This window comes from Stenotrophomonas sp. FBCC-B152, assembly GCF_059134105.1.
Map to the genome: position 1 here is coordinate 3,490,694 of NZ_CP101442.1, position 15,262 is coordinate 3,505,955.

General features: G+C 67.0%; 17 protein-coding genes. 10 read left to right on the forward strand and 7 right to left on the reverse strand.

What is annotated here, in order from left to right:
* The first annotated feature begins 4 nt into the window (after positions 1-4).
* The 3 genes from NMB40_RS16035 to NMB40_RS16045 all read left to right on the forward strand — a co-directional run bounded on the left by NMB40_RS16035 (position 5) and on the right by NMB40_RS16045 (position 2,939).
* On the forward strand, positions 5-565 hold the full coding sequence (locus NMB40_RS16035; protein ID WP_448143704.1) for a hypothetical protein: 561 nt from the start codon (positions 5-7) through the stop codon (positions 563-565).
* A gap of 87 nt (positions 566-652) precedes the next feature.
* Entirely contained in the window at positions 653-1,669 is a 1,017-nt protein-coding gene (locus NMB40_RS16040) for an AraC family transcriptional regulator (RefSeq protein ID WP_494359068.1), read from the forward strand.
* A 91-nt stretch (positions 1,670-1,760) separates the two neighbouring features.
* Entirely contained in the window at positions 1,761-2,939 is a 1,179-nt protein-coding gene (locus NMB40_RS16045; RefSeq protein ID WP_494359069.1) for a nuclear transport factor 2 family protein, read from the forward strand.
* 81 nt (positions 2,940-3,020) lie between these two features.
* On the opposite strand, the gene NMB40_RS16050 is transcribed toward NMB40_RS16045, so the two are convergent.
* Together NMB40_RS16050 and NMB40_RS16055 are read right to left on the reverse strand one after the other, a co-directional pair.
* Complete coding sequence (locus NMB40_RS16050) at positions 3,021-3,686, reverse strand: hypothetical protein (protein ID WP_494359070.1); 666 nt, start codon at positions 3,684-3,686, stop codon at positions 3,021-3,023.
* Between the two features lie 71 nt (positions 3,687-3,757).
* On the reverse strand, positions 3,758-4,672 hold the full coding sequence (locus NMB40_RS16055; protein ID WP_494359071.1) for an AraC family transcriptional regulator: 915 nt from the start codon (positions 4,670-4,672) through the stop codon (positions 3,758-3,760).
* Positions 4,673-4,769: 97 nt separating this feature from the next.
* Between NMB40_RS16055 and NMB40_RS16060 the strand changes: the two genes are divergently transcribed.
* Positions 4,770-5,543, forward strand: a complete 774-nt coding sequence (locus NMB40_RS16060; protein WP_494359072.1) for an SDR family oxidoreductase — start codon at positions 4,770-4,772, stop codon at positions 5,541-5,543.
* A gap of 23 nt (positions 5,544-5,566) precedes the next feature.
* On the opposite strand, the gene NMB40_RS16065 is transcribed toward NMB40_RS16060, so the two are convergent.
* A complete protein-coding gene (locus tag NMB40_RS16065) occupies positions 5,567-6,028 on the reverse strand; it encodes a hypothetical protein (protein WP_494359073.1) in 462 nt (153 codons plus the stop codon).
* 188 nt (positions 6,029-6,216) lie between these two features.
* On the opposite strand from NMB40_RS16065, the gene aroQ reads away from it, so the two are divergent.
* From aroQ to accC, 3 genes are all read left to right on the forward strand, one after another.
* Positions 6,217-6,660: a type II 3-dehydroquinate dehydratase gene (gene aroQ, locus NMB40_RS16070; RefSeq protein WP_282246345.1), complete on the forward strand. Its 444-nt coding sequence runs from the start codon at positions 6,217-6,219 to the stop codon at positions 6,658-6,660.
* 63 nt (positions 6,661-6,723) lie between these two features.
* Positions 6,724-7,212: an acetyl-CoA carboxylase biotin carboxyl carrier protein gene (gene accB, locus NMB40_RS16075; protein ID WP_093534832.1), complete on the forward strand. Its 489-nt coding sequence runs from the start codon at positions 6,724-6,726 to the stop codon at positions 7,210-7,212.
* A 10-nt stretch (positions 7,213-7,222) separates the two neighbouring features.
* Positions 7,223-8,590 (forward strand): acetyl-CoA carboxylase biotin carboxylase subunit, encoded by a 1,368-nt coding sequence (gene accC, locus NMB40_RS16080; protein ID WP_282246342.1) that lies wholly within the window; start codon positions 7,223-7,225, stop codon positions 8,588-8,590.
* Between the two features lie 63 nt (positions 8,591-8,653).
* Here the strand turns inward: accC and NMB40_RS16085 are convergent, their stop codons facing one another.
* The 4 genes from NMB40_RS16085 to NMB40_RS16100 all read right to left on the reverse strand — a co-directional run bounded on the left by NMB40_RS16085 (position 8,654) and on the right by NMB40_RS16100 (position 12,992).
* Positions 8,654-10,825: a hypothetical protein gene (locus NMB40_RS16085; RefSeq protein WP_494359074.1), complete on the reverse strand. Its 2,172-nt coding sequence runs from the start codon at positions 10,823-10,825 to the stop codon at positions 8,654-8,656.
* 117 nt (positions 10,826-10,942) lie between these two features.
* A complete protein-coding gene (locus NMB40_RS16090) occupies positions 10,943-11,665 on the reverse strand; it encodes an alpha/beta fold hydrolase (protein WP_494359075.1) in 723 nt (240 codons plus the stop codon).
* A complete protein-coding gene (locus NMB40_RS16095; RefSeq protein WP_282246336.1) occupies positions 11,665-12,036 on the reverse strand; it encodes a hypothetical protein in 372 nt (123 codons plus the stop codon). The genes NMB40_RS16090 and NMB40_RS16095 overlap by 1 nt, the downstream gene beginning before the upstream one ends.
* On the reverse strand, positions 12,033-12,992 hold the full coding sequence (locus tag NMB40_RS16100) for a hypothetical protein (protein WP_494359076.1): 960 nt from the start codon (positions 12,990-12,992) through the stop codon (positions 12,033-12,035). The genes NMB40_RS16095 and NMB40_RS16100 overlap by 4 nt, the downstream gene beginning before the upstream one ends.
* A gap of 172 nt (positions 12,993-13,164) precedes the next feature.
* On the opposite strand from NMB40_RS16100, the gene prmA reads away from it, so the two are divergent.
* The 3 genes from prmA (at position 13,165) to fis (ending at position 15,222) form a co-directional block, all read left to right on the forward strand.
* A complete protein-coding gene (gene prmA / locus NMB40_RS16105; protein ID WP_494359077.1) occupies positions 13,165-14,085 on the forward strand; it encodes a 50S ribosomal protein L11 methyltransferase in 921 nt (306 codons plus the stop codon).
* Positions 14,086-14,093: 8 nt separating this feature from the next.
* Complete coding sequence (locus tag NMB40_RS16110) at positions 14,094-14,834, forward strand: DUF3426 domain-containing protein (RefSeq protein ID WP_494359078.1); 741 nt, start codon at positions 14,094-14,096, stop codon at positions 14,832-14,834.
* 112 nt (positions 14,835-14,946) lie between these two features.
* A complete protein-coding gene (fis, locus tag NMB40_RS16115) occupies positions 14,947-15,222 on the forward strand; it encodes a DNA-binding transcriptional regulator Fis (protein ID WP_068854228.1) in 276 nt (91 codons plus the stop codon).
* Positions 15,223-15,262: the final 40 nt, after the last annotated feature.

Below are 15,262 nucleotides of genomic sequence, written 5' to 3' on the forward strand. Positions count from 1 at the left end.
CACCATGTCCGACATCATCATCACCGACCGCCAGCTTTCCTCCTCCGCCTACAGCGCCGTCATCAACGCGCCCATCGAACAGGTGGACATCGCCGACTGGCTGTTCAACCTCCCCGAAGCCGAGTACCAGCGGTGCTGCCCGCCCGACCATATCTCCGCCGGAAGCACCACCACCGACGATGGCCGGCGCATGTCGATCAACGTCGAGATGATCGGCAAGACCCTGATGGTGCAGCACTACGTGGCCGAGATCGCCACGCCCAGCCTGTGTCGCATGGTGTCCACCTCCGATGCGTTCACGCCCAACGGCCGCACCCGCGTGCAGGTGATCTGGACGCTGAGCGTGAAGAAGATCGACGAGAACACCTGCGAATACACCAACAGCGTGGTCGCGCACCCCACCCAGGCGTTCCTGGATTTCATCGCCGAGCACGGCACGCCGTTCGAGCAAGCGGCCGAAGCACGCCAGCGCGATGGCGGCGACCACAACGGCCGCGAAACGCCGCTGTTTGCCGCCAGCATCGAGCGGCGGGCGCTGGGCCTGGCCACCGCCAGGGCGGCCTGAGCGGGCCTGGCCAGCGCATGGGTGCCATTGCAGCAGCACGGATGCCAGAATGGCCTCCGCGCTGCCGAGTGATTCGATGGATCGACCATGCTGAGCCAGCACCTGTTGTTCTTCTTTGCCATGCTCGGTGCCTTCAATGGCATCGGGCTGGCATCGTTCCTGTGGTGGCGGGCGCGGGGCGAGGCGCCGATGCGCTGGCTCTCGCTGCTGATCCTGGCGGTGGGCGTGCGCACCGGCAAATCGGTGGCATTCTATTTCTGGCCGGATATTCCGCGCATCGTGCTGCAGTTCGGCCTGGCCGCCTGCTTCTTCATCGGCCCGTGCCTGTTCTTCCTGGTCCGCGCGTGCCAGCGCGATGCACCGGGGCTGAGTCGTCTTGACCGCTGGCATGTCACCGCACTGCTGGTGCTCGCAGTCGGGGTGAACCTGTTCCTGCCCTACACCGGCCATCCGGCGCTGTGGCGGCACGTGCTCACCCCCGGCATCAACTACGCCTGGCTGGGCTACCTGCTGTTGACCACGGCCCTGCTGTACCGCCATCGCACCCGGCTGGCGGGCGCCCCCACCGGCCGGCTGCTGCTCGGTGCGCTGGTCGGGGTATGGATCATCTGGACCGCTTACTACACCGCCGGCTACACCTCCTACATCGTGGGTGCGCTGTCCTTCACCTTCGTGCTTGCGCTCAGCGTGGTGGTGTACCTGCGCCAGCGCACCGGCCAGGCCCCGGTGGAGCCCTACCAGGACCGCCGCATCGCCGCGCCGGAGGCGGCGACCCAGCTGCAGGCCCTGGCCGCGCTGATGGAGAAGGAGAGGCTGCACCTGGACCCCAGCCTGACCCTGCCCCGGCTGGCCCGCCGGCTGGGCATGCCCCAGACCCGGCTGTCGCAGCTGCTCAACGACAACAACCAGACCTCGTTCAAGCAGTACCTGGCACAGCTGCGGGTGCTTGAAGCCAAGGCACTGCTGCGCCAGCTGCCGGCCAAGCCGCTGGAGCTGGTGGCCGAACAGGCCGGCTTCCAGTCGATGTCCACCTTCCACAGCGCCTTCAAGAAGCACGAGGGGATCACGCCGGCGGCGTTCCGCGCGGCCGCAACCGTCTCCTGAAATGGATTCCAGTACTCCGGGAAATGGTTTCAAGATATTGATCTGAAAGCGATTGGCTAGCGTAGCGGCTCCTCCCTGCGAGCCACCGCTCATGCCCACGTCCCGCTACCTCCTCTCCCTGCTGCTCCTGCTGTTCTGCAACCTCACCGGCGGGGTCTGCCTGGCCGACGCGTCCTCCGAACCGCGCGGCGCCGATCAACAGCGCGTCCTGTTCATCGTGTCCAGCAGCAAGGTCCACGGGACCTCCACCCTGCCCGCCAGCGTCAGCTTCGGCGAGGTCGTGCACGCCTGGGATACGTTCCATGCCGCCGGCTATGCCGTGGACTTCGTCTCGCCCGACGGCGGCGAAGTGCCGATCCTGGACGCCTACGTCGGCGACGAGGTGGAAGCACGCCTGGAGGACGCACGCATCATGACCGGCCTGCGCAACACCGCCACCCCGGCCCAGATCGATCCCGCCCGCTACCGTGCCGTGTACTACGTCGGTGGCAGCAATGCCATGTACGGCGTGCCGGAGAACACCGCCCTGCAGCGCATCGCCCTGCACGTGTATGAGCGCAACGGGGGGGTGGTGTCGGCGGTCTGCCACGGCACGGCCGGCATCGTGAACCTCACCCTGGCCGGCGGCCAGAACCTGCTGGCCGGCAAGCGCGTCACCGGGTTCCCCGAGCAGCATGAGCAGCAGGACGCCGCCTACTTCCAGCAGTTCCCGTTCCTGATGGGCCAGACCGTCAAAGCGCGCGGCGGCCTGTTCAGTGCCATCGACAGCGAGGCGCCCTACATCCAGACCGACGGCCGCGTGGTCACGGGCCAGAACTACGCCTCCGCGAAGCCCGTGGCCGAAGCCGTGGTCGAGGTCCTGCGGATGCAGGGGAAAACGACCATGGCGCAGACCACAGACCGTGAGGCGGTCGACCAGGTCATGCAGACCATGATGCGCGGCTTCGAAGCCGGCGACCCGACGTTGATCCTGCAGGTGCTGAACAAGGATGGCGTGGTGGTGGGCTATTCGCCCGTCACCAAGGCCCTGTCCCAGATAAGCGCCGAAGAGTGGGCCAAGGGCTTCCCCGGCAAACCCGCAGACGACGAGGACAAGCGCCACCGCCGTTACGAGATCCTGGACGTAACCGAAACCGGCGCGCAGGTGAAGGTGATGCTCGACTATCCGCGCTGGGATGGCGTGGACTACCTCGCGCTGGCGAAGATCGACGGCAAGTGGATGATCATCAGCAAATCGTGGAGCGGCAAGAGCAAGCCGGCGGCTCAATAACGCAATTCTCCACGTCAGCGCCTGTCTCCCGTTGTGCGCCGCCAGACGGCGCCCAACGGGAGGCAGGGCCTATTTCCGCACTTACCCGGACCGCATTCGGAATTCGGGCTCATCAACAACGTACCTCGTCCACACATCTACTCCGATCACGCCTGTCAGCTGGGAAATGATCTGCCGGGTACGCTCGCGTAGCGCTCTCACCTGCTGAACGAGTTCGTCGCGCGGGACCGAGATGCACACGTGCGTCTCATCGCTGTCAGGATCGCACTGGCGGAGGAACAATGCGTCGTCTTGGACAGAAGTGTCTGACTGCCAGCCCTGATCCATATCGCTGTCCACGAGCCCTGACTCGGTGTCCACCAACGCCGCCAGGTAGCAATCGATCTCCTGGAAACTGTCGTACCAGGGAAACTCGACGCGCACGCCGCGCTCCTCGTTCCAAAGCCAGAGGCGCAACCAGAAGTGGTGCCGTATGGAATTGAACGCCAGGCCATGGCGCTGTGCTGCACCAATCACCTGCGCGTAGTAGGCGGCAAGCTCCTGCTCATTGCCGATTGCCTCAGTGGTACGTACCAGCTGGGTTACCACACGCGGAATTTCTGGAAGAGTCAGCGGTTCTGACAGCCTCTCGAAATCGGCAATGTCGGTAACGCGATCAGGACCGTAGTAAAGGCTCTCTTTGAGCAGAAAGCAGATTTCCGCCCTGAGCGAGGGAATGCGTGTTGCTGTCGAGAACCAGGATTCCATTTTTTCCCCCATGCAGGCACCACAACTACTCATTCACACTAGAACGATCCGCAATCCAGCAGCATGCCGCACTAGCGTACGAGAACTGCATGCCCATCGCCACGCGCATAGCGCGCGGGTGACACGCCAGTATGCCTGGCAAATGCCACACCGAACGTCACCGCGCTCGCGTAGCCCACGCGCTCCGCTACCTGTTGAAGGCCCAACTCACGATCACGCAACAGCCGCTTCGCCAGCGCCATGCGCCAGGTCAGCAGGTATTCCATGGGGGCCATGCCCACCACCTTGGTGAAGCGGGCCGAGAACGCCGAGCGCGACAGCACTGCTTCGGCAGCCAGCGTCACTACGCTCCACGCGTGCGCGGGTCGCGCATGCACCGCACGCAGTGCAGCAGCAAGGCGCTCGTCGGCCAGTCCGCGCACCAGGCCTGCGCCTTCTGCCGGGCCTGAGCGGCTGCGCAGCGCTTCGATCAGCAGCACCTCCAGCAGGCGCTCCAGCACTACCTCGCGCGCCGGCCGGCGCGCGCGTGCCTCCTCGCCCACCATCTGCACCAACGTGGCCAGCCGCTCCTCGCCGCGCACATGGACCAGGTCGGGCAGCAGCGAGACCAGCAGCGCGGCGTCGGGCGAGGCGAAGCTGCAGTGGCCGAGCTGCACCCGCAGGTTTACCGGGCCGTCCAGGTTGCCGATCCGGAAATGATCTTCGCCAATGCGGGTGGGAATGCTGGGCTCGATGTCCTGCGGTGCACCGGCGCTGGCGTTCTCCAGCATCTGCACGGCGGGTACCAGTACGAAATCCCCCGCCAGCAGGGTGAGCGGTGGCCGCCCATCAATCGAGAACTCGCACGTGCCTTCCAGCACCGCTGCGTAGAACGGATCGCCCTGCCCTTCGCGGCGGATGCGCCAATGGCCGGAGCCTTCCACCCGCTTGGAGAAGCGCGCGGTGGGCTGCAGCAGGGTGACGACCTCGGACAGGGGATCGGTCACGACAGGACGCTCGGTGAGGAAATATGGACGTTGGAGTGTAGCGCGTCCTGCGCCGTCGTCCGACCATGGTCCCTCGTTCTTCGATGAAGGTTCAACGATGTCGACTGTGATGATCACCGGCTGTTCCTCCGGCTTTGGCCTGGAGACGGCCCAGCTGTTCCTGGCCCGGGGCTGGAATGTAGTGGCGACCATGCGCACGCCGCAGGCCGACCTGCTGCCCGCCTCGGACCGCCTGCGCGTGCTGGCACTGGATGTCACCGATCCGGACAGCATCGCCGCTGCGGTTGCGCAAGCCGGGCCCATTGATGCGCTGGTCAACAACGCCGGCTTCGGCGCCCCGGTTCCAGTCGAGCTGACCCCCATGGAAACCGCGCGGGCGTTGTTCGACACCAACACGCTGGGCACGCTGGCCGTCACCCAGGCGGTGCTGCCGCAACTGCGCGAACGCGGCGCGGGCGTGATCGTCAACGTGACCTCCACGGTGACCATCAAGGCGCTGCCGCTCGTAGGCGTGTACACCGCCAGCAAGGCCGCAGTGAATGCCTTCACCGAATCGCTTGCCCTCGAGGTGGAGCCGTTCGGCGTGCGGGTGCGGTTGGTGCTGCCCGGTCGCTCGCCCACCACCCGGTTCGGCGCGAATGCAGGCATCCATCTGGGCGGCGTGGACCACCCAGCGTATGGCCCGTTGGTGGCCGGCGTGATTGCCAGCTTCCGCGACAGCAGCGGGCCGATTACCCACGCATCGGACGTCGCCGACGCCGTATGGCGCGCAGTAACCGACCCTGCCGCACCGATGCGCATTGCCGCAGGCGCGGACGCGGAAGCGTGGATGGCGGCGCTGGATCCGGCCGCGCGACCTGTCGCCAGCTGAACCTGCCGCAGTCGAAACGACCGTCAGTAGACGGTCGTATTGTGCAGCGTCACCTTCTCGCCCTCGCGCTCCAATGCATCCTGCGCGAACTGCTCCGCATCCAGGGCGACGATACGGCAGCCCTCCAGGTCCGGTTTGAGGTTGACCACGTCCCCGCTCAGCTGGAGAAACGTCGGCAGGCGAACGGGGCGGGCGTTCTTGGCATAGAAATCGGCCTGATGGCCGCGCAGTACCACGGCATGCCCGCCGAGCTCGCCGGCTTCCTTCTGCAGCTTTGCGAACGCCTTCCTGTAGCTCACCGGCGAGGGGTTCATGCCGGTGCGCTGGTTGGGCTCCTTGCTGCCCAGCTCTACAGTGACCCGGCCGAACCGCTCCGCCACGCAGGTGGGCGGCACCGACTTGAGCAGCTCCACCGGCTCCGGCGGGCGGGCGTGGGCTGCACCGGCAGCCATCAGGCACAACACCAGCACTGCACTCCGTTGCATGGGTGGCTCTCCTCGGGTTTCAGCCGACCATAGCGCACGGTTCAGCGGCGGTCGAGATGCGACATCCCCTGCGCGCCAAGCGGTGTGCCGCAAATTCAAACACACGATTGAAACGCGCGTAACTTCGCCGAACTGGACACGATCCACCGGTTCCGCCAGACTCCGCCCTTTCCTATTCCTCGGCACCCATGGCGAAACTGCTGGTCCTGCATGGCCCCAACCTCAACCTGCTCGGTACGCGCGAGCCGGGCGTGTATGGGCACACCACGCTGGCGCAGATCGACCAGGCCCTGCTGGCCCAGGCGCAGGGCGCCGGGCACGTGGTGGAAAGCCTGCAGTCCAACGCCGAGCACGTGCTGGTGGACCGGGTACAGGCTGCCCGTACCGACGGTACCACCTTCATCCTGATCAATCCGGCCGCGTTCACCCACACCTCGGTCGCCCTGCGCGATGCGCTGGCGGCGGTGGATGTGCCGTTCATCGAGATCCACCTGTCCAACCCGCACGCCCGCGAACCGTTCCGCCAGCACAGCTACTTCAGCGACAAGGCGGTCGGCGTGATCTGCGGCTTTGGCGCCGACAGCTACCGCTACGCGATGGACGCGGCGCTGGTGCGGCTGGCCGCCGCCTGACACCCCATTGACCCGAGCGCTCCGCGCTTCCCACCACACTGACATCAAACACCAGAGGCCCCTATGGATCTCCGCAAAATCAAGAAGCTGATCGACCTGTTGGAAGAGTCGAACCTCGCCGAAATCGAAATCAAGGAAGGCGAAGAATCCGTCCGCCTGTCGCGCGCCCCGGTGTCGGGTTACGGCATGGTGCAGGCCCAGCCGCAGATGATGATGGCCCCGGCCCCGGCCCAGCCGGCCGCCCAGGCGATGCCGATGCAGTCGCCGACCGAAGCCTCCACCGGCGGTACCGCCAAGCCGGGCCCGGCGCTGCCGGACGGCCACGTGCTGCGCTCGCCGATGGTCGGCACGTTCTACACCTCGTCCGCACCGGACAAGCCGGCCTTCGTCACCATCGGCCAGCAGGTCAAGGCTGGCGAAACGCTGGCGATCATCGAAGCGATGAAGATGTTCAACCCGATCGAAGCCGATGCTTCCGGCACCATCGTGGCCATCCTGGCTGAAAACGGCCTTCCGGTCGAATTTGACCAGCCGCTGTTCGTGATCGGCTAAGGATCCGTCCATGCTCGACAAAGTCGTTATTGCCAACCGAGGGGAGATCGCGCTGCGCATCCTGCGCGCGTGCCATACCCTGGGCATCCGCACGGTGGCCGTGCATTCCACGGTCGACCGCAACCTCAAGCACGTGGCCATGGCCGACGAGTCGGTCTGCATTGGTCCGGCGCCGTCGCCGCAGAGCTACCTCAACATTCCGGCACTGATCGCCGCGGCGGAAGTCACCGATGCCCAGGCCATCCACCCGGGTTACGGCTTCCTGTCGGAGAACGCTGACTTCGCCGAGCGCGTGGAAGAATCCGGCTTCATCTTCATCGGCCCCAAGGCCGACACTATCCGCATGATGGGTGACAAGGTCGAAGCGATCCGCGCGATGAAGGCCGCCGGCGTGCCGTGCGTGCCCGGTTCGGGCGGCCCGCTGGGCGAAGACATCGTGGCCAACACCAAGATCGCCCGTGAGATCGGCTACCCGGTCATCATCAAGGCGGCCGGTGGCGGCGGCGGGCGCGGCATGCGCGTGGTGCATGCCGAGGCCTCGCTGAAGACCTCCATTGAAACCACCAAGAGCGAGGCCAAGGCCGCGTTCGGCAATGGCGAGGTCTACATGGAGAAGTTCCTGGAGAATCCGCGCCACGTGGAAATCCAGGTGCTGGCCGATGGCCAGGGCAACGCCATCCACCTGGGTGAACGCGACTGTTCCATGCAGCGCCGCCACCAGAAGGTGGTGGAAGAAGCGCCGGCACCGGGCATCAGCGCCGAACAGCGCGAAGAGATCGGCAAGGTCTGCACCGAAGCGTGCGTGCGCATCGGTTACCGCGGCGCGGGCACCTTCGAGTTCCTCTACGAAGACGGCCGCTTCTACTTCATCGAAATGAACACCCGCATCCAGGTAGAGCACCCGGTAACCGAAATGGTGACCGGTATCGACCTGGTGGTGGAGCAGCTGAAGATCGCCGCCGGCCACAAGCTCAGCATCAAGCAGAGCGATGTGGTGCTCACCGGCCATGCGATCGAATGCCGCATCAACGCCGAAGATGCCGAAACCTTCGTGCCGAGCCCGGGCCAGATCACCGCGTTCCACCCCCCGGGTGGTCCGGGTGTACGCGTGGATACGCACATCTACGCCGGCTACCGCGTGCCGTCGAACTACGACTCGATGATCGGCAAGCTGATCGTGCACGGGCCGGATCGTGAAACCGCCATCGCGCGCATGCGCGTGGCGCTGAGCGAGATGGTGGTGGACGGAATCAAGACCAACGTGGCGCTGCAGCAGCGCATCATGCGTGACAAGGGCTTCCAGGCCGGTGGGCAGAACATCCACTACCTGGAGAAGCGCCTGGCCGAGCGCAAGAACAAGTCGATTGCATTGACCTGATCCTGCTGGTGGTGGGTTGAACGGAAAGGCGGGCATTGCCCGCCTTTCTGCTTTCCGCGTTTTTCAATCCCGCAAGGGGATGGCCAGCAGGGGTTGGGCGCCGAGGGTCCCCATGGCCTGCCGTCCCGCGCCCAGTTCTTCCAGGTGCAGCTCACCGGGTGCCTTGGCGACGACCTTGAAAAGAACGTTGTTGCCGATCATCACCTGCGCTTCGTCCTGCAGCGAGAGCAGCCCGGTGGGATGGGCATGCTGGCGCATGGCGAGGGTCACCAGGATGGTGGCCCCCTGCACGCTGTTGCTGCTGGCTGCAGCGGCGGCATGCACGGCACGCCCGCGGTCGCCGCTGGCCACCAGGAACGTGCGGCTGTACAGCGTCTGCCCTTCCTGCAGGCCGGCAAACTGCGCGGCATCCAGCGCCAACGCGGTGTACACCCGGCCGGCATGCGGCGGAATGCGCGCCAGGGCGCGGTTGATGCGCGCCACCGCCTGCTCCGAATCGCGGAACACCGGCTGCAGGCTGCCGTACTGCAGGAAATCGTCCATGGAGCGGCGCCGCCAGGTGAGGTAGCTGCGGAGGGCGGCGCGCTGCAGCTGGCTCAACCGCAGCCGCGCGTTCTGCGCCACCGCACTTTCATACACCTGCGCCGCTTCCAGGCTGGGCATGCCGCGATATTCCACGTTGAACTCGGCCTGGGTCATGAAGCGGTGCTCCTGTGCCGGAATGGCCTGGCGCATGTCGACGATGTGCTGGGCCGGGTGACCACGGCGGTGCAGGCGGCCGGCTCCGGCGCCGCGCGGCAGGTACACCGAAATGCGCTGGGTGTGTTCGTCCACCTGGCGCAGGCGTACCCGGAAGTAGCGCTCGTTGAACTGCAGGTAGTGGCGCAGGCGGTTGCCCTGGCGGCTCATGTACCAGCCCGGCCGGCTCACATCGGCGACGATCCCGCGCCGCCGCGCCTGATGAGCGTTGAGCGCCTGCCCGTGGTGCGTCTGGAGCGTGGCCGATAGTTCCGCCGAGAATTCGGGTGCCAGCGTGGCACAGGCCTCGCCCGGTGCCCGCCGGCAGCGCAGCGTGCGCACCGGTCGTGGTGCGGCCTCGCGCAGCTGATAGATGCCGTCGCGCTTGACCAGTTCCAGGTGGCCGATACGCAGGCCCAGCGAATCATCCAGCGTTGCGGGATAGTAACGGCCATCAACGCACACGGCATTGCCCGCGCGATCGCCGGCGAGGTTCTGGTAATAGAGGATGCCGTCCGGCCCCATCAGATCCAGGCGCAGGCGTACGTGGTCCAGGGGCGCCTGCCCGGCGACCTGCAATGCCACGTCGTCGAACAGCGGGATGGAACTGTCTGCGCGTGTGACCCGGGGTACCACCGCCTGCACGGCCGGGGCACGTACCCAGCCCCACGTTGCCGTATCGAACCGCACGGGAACGTTGCCGGTGTCGGTCCGCACCTGCAGCCCGCCCTCGCTGATGGACAGCGCGCGATCGGCGCCCTCGAAACGTACCTGGATGTGTCCGTCGTGGAGTTCGGCGGTACTTTGACTGATCGCCATGCCCCGGCGCAGCGGTTCAACGTGCGACGTTTCGCCCTCGCCGGAGCCCTGTGCCGCGCCCACCCGCCCTTCATCCGCCTCGCGCACCACCGCCGCGCCGGACTCGATCCCCCGCACGCCATCCAGCGCCATCACCACGTTGGCCAGCTCGGCGCGGTCCAGCGGGCGGCGTTCCAGCGCGTCAGCGCCGAGGTCGAGTACGGCAGCCACCTCCTGCATGCCGAACACGCCACGAGCGCCCAGCAGCGCGGTCTCGGCGATGGTGCTCACTGCATCGCCTACCTGCAGCAGGGCACGCACGCCGGTGCTCAAGGGCGGCGCGCAGCGCACGCCCCGGTGGCGCTCCCAGGTGGTGCGCGCATCGGTGAACACCTCCGTCACCGGGCTGCGCAGCAACCCGGCCACACCATGCAGAACGCCGGGCAGGCTGGGCGAGATGGGCACCGGAATACAATCTGGCGTCAATGGCGCACCTTCGCGCACCACAGAGGGTCGCGACGTCGCGATCGGCATGGCCGCTGCGTTCGTCACCATCAGCAGTGCCGCCAGGCCTTGCACGGGCGTCTCCACCCGGCGGATAACGGTGGTGTCCAGCGGGCGGGGCGAAACGGCGCTGACGGGGGCGCGGGCATGGAAGCGACCGGCGGCATGCCGATGGTCGGCTGCGGTGGTTGGCATGGGGGACCCAGTGAGAATGGCGAGCCCGATGAGATCGAAGCCGCGCCGTCCTGTCCAAGCGAAGTTCCCTACCGGGATCGCGTCTGCGATAGACGCAATTGATCGATGAAGCGCGACTCAGGCCAGCGTCTTCAGGAACCGGCTGACTTCATCGGCAGCAGCCTGCGGACGCGCCTGCAGCAACAGGTGCGGACCCTCCATCCAGCGCACGACCGGGGCTGCCAGGACGCGGGAAAGGTGCCGCTGGCAGTAGCCCGGCAGCAGCCGGTCGTTGCGCGCGTGCAGGCACATGGTCGGCACGCCGAGCCGCGCGGCATGGATGCTGCGATCCACCCCGATGGCGGCCACCGCGCGCGTGCGCAGCACGGTGTCGTCCACCTTCGCCAAGGCCGACGCCAGCGCATTGCGCAGCGCGGGCGTGCTCCAGCGCCCCAACAGCCACCAGGACAGCAACGGCATCGGCAGCAGCCGCACCGGTGCGCGGTACAGCAGCGACTGCACCGCGCGCAGTGAGCGCCACGGCGAACGCGCGAAGGTGGTTGAAAGGATCAATCCGCGCAGCAGCGGCGGGGGTTGCGCGGCAATGGCCAGCGCCAGCGGGCCGGAGAACGACTCACCCAGCAGCACATAAGGGAGGGTGGTTGGCAGCGCCTGCCGCACGAACGCGTCGAGCGCGGCGTAATCGAGCGCGCGGTCGACCGGATAGGCAATGACGGTGGTGGCGATGCCCTGTGCGTGCAGGGCGGCGCAGAACGCCGCGTGCTGCGTACCGGTGGCATCCAGCCCCGGCAGGATCACCAGATGCGGCAGGCCCGGCGCCAGGGTGCCAGGCGCCTGCATCAACGGCGGGTGTCGGCTGCCGTGATCTGGGTGTCCTTGACCGGCGCCACGCCCAGCGACGAGGTCGGGTCGACGATCACCATGGTTTCGGTCGAGCCGTCCGGCCAGACCACCTGGAAGGTGCTGCCCGCCGGCAACGAGGCGAACGGCATGCCGCTCTGCGCGCGGTACACCGCGGCCACCTGGCTGGCACCGGCGCGGCGCACGTCTTCCTGCGCCTTCACCGAGGTCAGGGTCACCTTCGACAACTTCCGATAGCGGTCATCGTAGGTGTCGATCATCACCAGGCCAACGGCACCGGCCGAATACGCCACGAACAACGCCACCCAGAACCAGAATTTGGCGCCATGCACGAATCGACGATAATTCATGACCGTTTGCTCCGCTTGATCAACTGCTCAACCAACGTTTTCATTTTCCCCGCACCTTGCCGCGAAACCGCAGCGTCATACACGAAAGTGGCGAAGTCCTGCCCACCGTCCTGCGAACAGATCCCTCCGTTCGCGCAGAAATTGTTCATCAACACACTGTCTGGCCCGCACGCCATGCCCAGTTCGCACGCGGCCAGCCGCCAGGCCAGTTCGCTGAACTGGTCGCCCGCCACCAGGCCCTGCAGCGCGCCATCCCCGCTGGCGCGCTGGCCCATGGCGGTGGAAATGGCCATGTACGCCTCGGGATCGCGCGAGTCCATCACCCGCTCCACCAGGTCGCGGCGATATTCGGGGCTGTCCTTGAGCGGCTGGCCGTCGGCGAACAGCGCCGCTTCGGCGGCCAGGTTGCCGGCGCGTGCGGCCAGCACCCGCTGGGAAACAATCAACGAACGGCCCAGGCCGTCGCTGGAAACGAAACCGGCGCAGCGCCGCGCCACGCGCTCGCGCGCCTGCACCATCGGCGAAGATGCGTTCATGCCCAGCCCGGTGAGCACGTTGTTGTCGAGCTGGTAACCACCCGGGTCCATCGCATAGATGGCGCAGTAGTCGTACACCCGGCTGACCATCCAGCCCGCTTCGGCATTGCCATTGGCGGCCTGCAGGCGCAGGCGCTGGGCATAGGCGAACAGGTCGGTGTCGCCTTCGATATCGGCGCGGATGTCCAGCGGCAGACCCGACGGCACTGCGGTGCTGCGCTCATTGGCCAGCAACTGGCGGGCCAGCTGCTGTGCCTGCAGCGGCGCGGCCGAACCCGCCCCGACCTGCAGTTCACTCACTGCCGCCGGTGCATGGTCGGCCTGCAGCGCACGACCGCCCGCGCGGTAGCCCACCACCCCCAGCAATGCCAGGGCCGGTACCACCAGCAGCCAGGTTTTGAGCGTGGGCGCGAGGGCCATTCAGCGGAACCGGTTCGATAGAGTCAGGCAGCAGGATGCGGAGTTTAGCAATGGCGTAACCTGTTGTCTTAACGCGCCATCGCGTCGCTTCTCACCGACTTATGAGACGGGCGCCGCCGTGACCGCCCGCAATCGTCTAGCATTCACCGTTTTCCGCAGGTCCTTACCGCCCATGCCGTTCCTGGAACTCACCCTCCACTGCACCGAAGCCACCCAGCCGCGCTATGAAAATGCGCTGGACGACGTGGGCGCGCTGGCGGTGACCCTGCTCGACGCCGATGCCGATACGAGCAACGAGCGCGCCATCCTGGAACCGGGCGTGGGCGAAACCCCGTTGTGGAACGACCTGGTGCTGAGCGCCCTGTTCCCCGCCGATACCAATGCGCTGGCGCTGCTGGCCGCACTGGAGGCCTTCGACCCGGGCCTGGAATGGAGCACTACGAGCTTCCGCGCGGTGCAGGACGAGGATTGGGAACGCGCCTGGCTGGACCAGTTCCAGCCGATGGCGTTCGGCGACCGCACCTGGATAGTGCCGTGGAACCACGAATTGCCCGAAGCCGCCCAGGCCGCCGATGCCGCCGTGGTGCGGCTGGACCCGGGCCTGGCGTTTGGTTCGGGTACCCACCCGACCACCGCGCTGTGCCTGCGCTGGCTGGATGGGCTGGCCACCGAAGGCGCGCTGGCCGGGCAGACCGTGCTGGATTTCGGCTGTGGCTCGGGCATCCTGGCGCTGGCCGCGCTCAAGCTTGGCGCGGCCAGGGCGGTGGGCGTGGACAACGACCCGCAGGCGGTACTCGCCACGGGCGACAACGCCGAGCGCAACGCGCTGCAGGACCGCATGCAGGTGTACCTGCCGGCCGACGAACCGCAGGCCACCTACCCGGTGGTGGTGGCCAACATCCTGGCCTCGGCGCTCGATGCGCTGGCCGAAGTGCTGGCCACGCGCGTGGCGCCGGGCGGCCGCATTGCGCTGTCGGGCATCCTGCACGGCCAGGAAGACGAACTGGTGGTGCGTTACGCGGCCTGGTTCGAACAGCTTGAAGTCGCACGCGACGACGACTGGATGCGCATCACCGGCGTGCGCCGTGCTTGAATGACGCGATGACCGAACCGACCCCGCCACCGCGACGTCCCCTGGCCACGTTCCTGCGTGCGTCCACCGAGCCCACGCCCGAGGCGGTCGACGAGGTCGCCCCGGACAGCGAGGTGGACAACAACGAGGACAATCCCGGTGTTGCCGAGGCGTACGTGGAGGACATCGAGCAGACCGAAGCGGACACCGACCCCGCTCCGGTCGCAGTGGTCGAGGCCATCGAGCCCAACGTTGCTGCCTCGCCCGCGCCCAGTTTCATGCGCGCACCCGAACGCGCGCCGCCCACGCCGCGTTGGCAGTGGGCGCTGGTGGGCGGCCTGGTCGTGCTGCTGTCGCTGCAGATCGCCGTTGCCGACCGCGCGCGCCTGGCCGCCGATGCCGGCAGCCGGCCGTGGATAGCGGGGCTGTGCAGCGTGCTGCGCTGCAGCCTGCCGGCCTGGCAGGAACCGGCCGCCTTCAGCATGATCAGCCGCGATGTGCGGCCGGTGCCGGGTCAGCCGGGCGCGCTGCAGGTGCAGGCCAGCTTCCGCAACGATGCCCGCTGGGCACAGGCGTGGCCATCGCTGCGGCTGTCGCTGTCCGACGCCGATGGCCGCGTGATCGGTACCCGCGTGTTCGCGCCGCGCGACTACCTGGACCCTACGGCCGATGCCGCGTCCGTACTGGAACCGGGCCAGAGCGCGCAGATTGCGTTCCGGGTCCGCGAACCCGCGGCGTCCACCGTCGCATTCACCTTCGAGTTCCTGTAACCCGGCGTCCTGCCAACGAGCGTGGCGGCCTGGCCACGCACGCGCTAGACTGACCCCCTCCAAATTTTCCGCCAGGGTTGTGGTCCGCCCTGGCTTCGCACCGGGATCCTTCTTGAACGCTGTCCTTTCTCGTCCTGACAATAGTCGTGGCGCGCCGAAGCCGCCGCTGCGCGAACACGTCGCCCAGTCGGTCCGGCGTTACCTGCGCGACCTGGACGGCTGCGATGCGGATGACGTGTACGAGATCGTCCTGCGTGAAATGGAAATCCCGCTGTTCGTGGAAGTCCTCAACCACTGCGAAGGCAACCAGAGCCGTGCGGCGTCGATGCTGGGCATCCACCGCGCCACCCTGCGCAAGAAGCTGAAAGAGTACGGCATCGCCACCTGATGCCCCGGTGGGGGTGCGGGACGGCCTACAATATGGGCCC